3 protein-coding genes and 1 pseudogene are annotated in these 3,100 nt (G+C 57.5%); all 4 read right to left on the minus strand.

Annotation, left to right across the window (positions count from 1 at the left end; translation table 11 throughout):
• The coding region (locus QZL63_RS11730; RefSeq protein WP_369677306.1) for an AAA domain-containing protein at positions 1 to 787 on the minus strand (787 nt) is incomplete at its 3' end.
• A pseudogene (locus QZL63_RS09630) lies at positions 745 to 1,314 on the minus strand (AAA domain-containing protein); the annotation flags it as partial. The pseudogene QZL63_RS09630 and the gene QZL63_RS11730, both read right to left, overlap by 43 nt.
• A 133-nt stretch (positions 1,315 to 1,447) precedes the next feature.
• Positions 1,448 to 2,392: an AAA domain-containing protein gene (locus QZL63_RS09635; RefSeq protein WP_022309097.1), complete on the minus strand. Its 945-nt coding sequence runs from the start codon at positions 2,390 to 2,392 to the stop codon at positions 1,448 to 1,450.
• Between the two features lie 21 nt (positions 2,393 to 2,413).
• Entirely contained in the window at positions 2,414 to 2,971 is a 558-nt protein-coding gene (locus QZL63_RS09640) for a flavin reductase family protein (RefSeq protein WP_022309098.1), read from the minus strand.
• Positions 2,972 to 3,100 lie beyond the last annotated feature (129 nt).

Here is a 3,100-nt window from a genome sequence, read left to right on the forward strand (position 1 = left end):
GCCGCGCCTCGGCGTAGGGTTCGTAGAGCAGGTCGAAAACCGAATGGATGGCACTCTCCGTGATCTTGCCGCCGTTGTAGTCGATGTAGGCCAGCAGATCGGCAATGTTGCGGCTGTCGGGCTGTTCGTTGCTCGAAGTGACGAGCGTGAATTGCCGTTTGGCCCGCGATACGGCGACGTTCAGCAGATGGGGATCATCCGTGAAGGCGGTAATCTGATCGTCGACGGTCGATAGGATGATGGCCTCCTTTTCCCGTCCCTGGAACTTGTGTACCGTAGCCACGTCAATGCCTCCGCCCAGCTCACGATGGAGCGCATTGACCTGCTCGTTGTAGGGGGAGATAATACCGCTCTCGGTCTGCTCGCCGGGGAAATACCGATCTCGGTCTGCTCGCAGGGGAGTGACGGCAGCACCTCGCGCCGGATCGTTTCGATCTCGCGGGGATTGAACGCTCCCCGAGCATGATGCCCCGGGGCGGTCTGCCACGCCGTGATGACGTTGGGCTCGCCGTGATCCTCGGTCATGATCAGCAGACGCCCGCCGTAAAAGCGTTGGTTGCAGAAGTTGATGATCTTCGGATGGCAGCGGTAGTGTTCGCGCAACAACGTCTGAGGCGCTTCGGGAAAGACCCGGCAGATGGATTCCAGAAAACTCAGTGCGGCGCAGTCGTAGCGGGGATCGATCGCGTGTTTGGTGGCGATGGCCTGCATGCGGAGCCGGTCGGCATCCGTGATGACATTGGGCAGCTGCATCGAGTCGCCGACAATCACCGCATTGCGGGCGCACATCAGCGCCAGCGCCCCTGTTTCGGACGACACCTGCGAGGCTTCGTCCATGATCACGTAGTCGAACAGCGCCTCCGTCCGGAAATTCGATCGCGAGGAGAAGGTCGTGCTCAGCACGACGGGGTACTCCTTGAGCAACTCGGGAGTGATATGTTGGAAAATGGGGCGTTTGTGTTCCTTGCCATAGCGGGCGGCCAGTCGGCTGCGCAGGTAGCGCATTGAGTCGTTGCTCAGCCGGGCCACCATCGCCGGAGCATCCGACGTGGCAAGTTGCTTTTCAATCCGGTCGATCTCCGCCGTGAGCTCCTCCTGCCGAACCTGGTAGTAACTGCGCTGGAGGAGGGGGATCAACCGCTGGAGATCCTGCCGTTCCGGGTGGCGGGGAAATCCGTCGAAGAGGTGGCGGATCCGGTGTTTGAGCAAAAACCATCGGACCGCGTCGCGCCATCGGTCGAAGAGACCGTTCGGCTGCCATTCGACTGCGGCCTGCAATTCGTTCCACAGCATCAGCAGCCGGGCCGACGGCATCTGCCGGCGAAGAGTGATGGAGGGATCAATCGTTGTCTCCTGCTCGAAATGGAGCTGTTCGGTTTGCAGCCCCGTCAACTCCTGCCGGGCACGGGCCAACCGCTCCTGTTGTTCGAAAACTGTCTGTAACGATTCAGCCTCGGACTGGATGGTGCGGAGAAACTCCGGAGAGTCGGGGGGGGGCGCGAAACCCAAAACCAATTCTCGCGGTTCCGGCCGAATACCACGAGTCGATCTCGGCCGGAATGGACTTCTCGATGGCCTGTGTTTCGACGAAGGCTGTCTTTCGCTCACGGCTGCCCAGCAGGGCGGTGAGAAATCTCAGCCCCTGTTTTTCGAGCTTCTCGACCACGTTTTCGATGGCCGAGTTGTTGTTCGAGACGACCAGCACGGTCTTCTCCTGCACCACAAGATTGGCCACGATGTTGAGGATCGTCTGCGTCTTGCCGGTTCCCGGAGGACCCTGGATGATGCTGATCTGATTCCCGAAGGCTGCCTGGATGGCTCTCTGCTGGCTGGCGTTGCACCCGAATGGGTAGATGAGCGGTGGCGCCGGGAATTGCCGTGGCGAGTCCTTGCCGGGATTCAGGTAGAGGGCCGCCGCCGAACGGTCGGAGACAAAGTCAATCTTCTGGTACTGCATCAGCAGCAGTTTCTGCCCGTCGTCGGTCTCCAGTGGGTTGAGTTCCGCCACGTCGCGCAGATAGGCGAAGCGATCCTGTGCGGGTGGTTCCTCCAAGCACGACCGAACCAGTTCAACCTCCGATCCCTTGTAGTGGGCTCCGGTGCCGTTGGCGTATTCCACATACCAGAATCGCCGTGAGCCTTGTTGGAAGGCAGCGATGTAGGAGAGGGGCTCTATCCGGCGGCCTTTGTGGAGCAGGTGGCAATGCTGCGGATCGAGTACCACGGGATCCTTCAGCCACAACACTTTGCTTGGGATATAGGAGTAGGTCTTCGGGAAATTGCAGAAAATGACATGGCAGCGGTTGGGCCTTGAGGTGTACCAACAGCGTTCGACGGAGTCGGTTTTATCCTCTCCGTCGATGATAATCCGGTTTTCCCGAGGGTCGTACATCCTGAATAGCGACGGGTCTTACTATTTTAGTTTCTTGCCGCAAGAGAAGGCCTTGTCAACCGTAGCCCCTAATTCGATATATTCGAGATGAATGGGGTCGAAGCTGATCGGGCGCAACTTACGCAGGTCGATTTGCCCGTCGGTCAGAATGCTTTCGTCGGCCGAGATGTTGACGATACGTCCTGTCAGATGGCAGCTTGCGGGATCATAGGAGAGTAGTTCGCACTCGAGGGTCATGGGTAGTTCGTCGATCATCGGGGCATTGACGTGTGTCGAAGGAGTGGCATGAAATCCCGCCCGGGCGAATTTGTCGGGGACTTTATTCCCGGAGACGATACCCGCATAGTCGCAGGCTGCCACTTGATCGACCGTAGCCATGCTGACGGTGAATGCACGTGTCGCAAGAATATTTTTCGTGGTTTTATGCCCGGCAGAGAGGCAGATTCCGATTGTCTCATCGGTAAACATGCCACCCCAGGCGGCATTCATGACATTGGGCACACCTTGTTCGTCGTAGGCTGCCACAATCAGCACGGGCATCGGGTAGAGCCAACTCTTCGATCCAAAGTCCTTTTTCATATTGCTTTGTGAAATTAGTCCGTAAATTTTACGAAAATTACAAGAATTTAACGACTCGACAAAATCCGAATCTTGATTTGAAACGGATATCACGATGCTATTTCCCTGAAAACAGTGGATATTGTTGGT

The sequence above is a fragment of the Alistipes sp. CAG:268 genome, assembly GCA_000434235.1.
Lineage (GTDB): Bacteria > Bacteroidota > Bacteroidia > Bacteroidales > Rikenellaceae > Alistipes > Alistipes avistercoris.

What these genes read in the sequence shown, in the direction of transcription:
- QZL63_RS09640 (WP_022309098.1), bottom strand. Translation starts at nt 2,971, where the DNA reads ATGAAAAAGGACTTTGGATCGAAGAGTTGGCTCTACCCGATGCCCGTG.
- QZL63_RS09635 (WP_022309097.1), bottom strand. Translation starts at nt 2,392, where the DNA reads ATGTACGACCCTCGGGAAAACCGGATTATCATCGACGGAGAGGATAAA.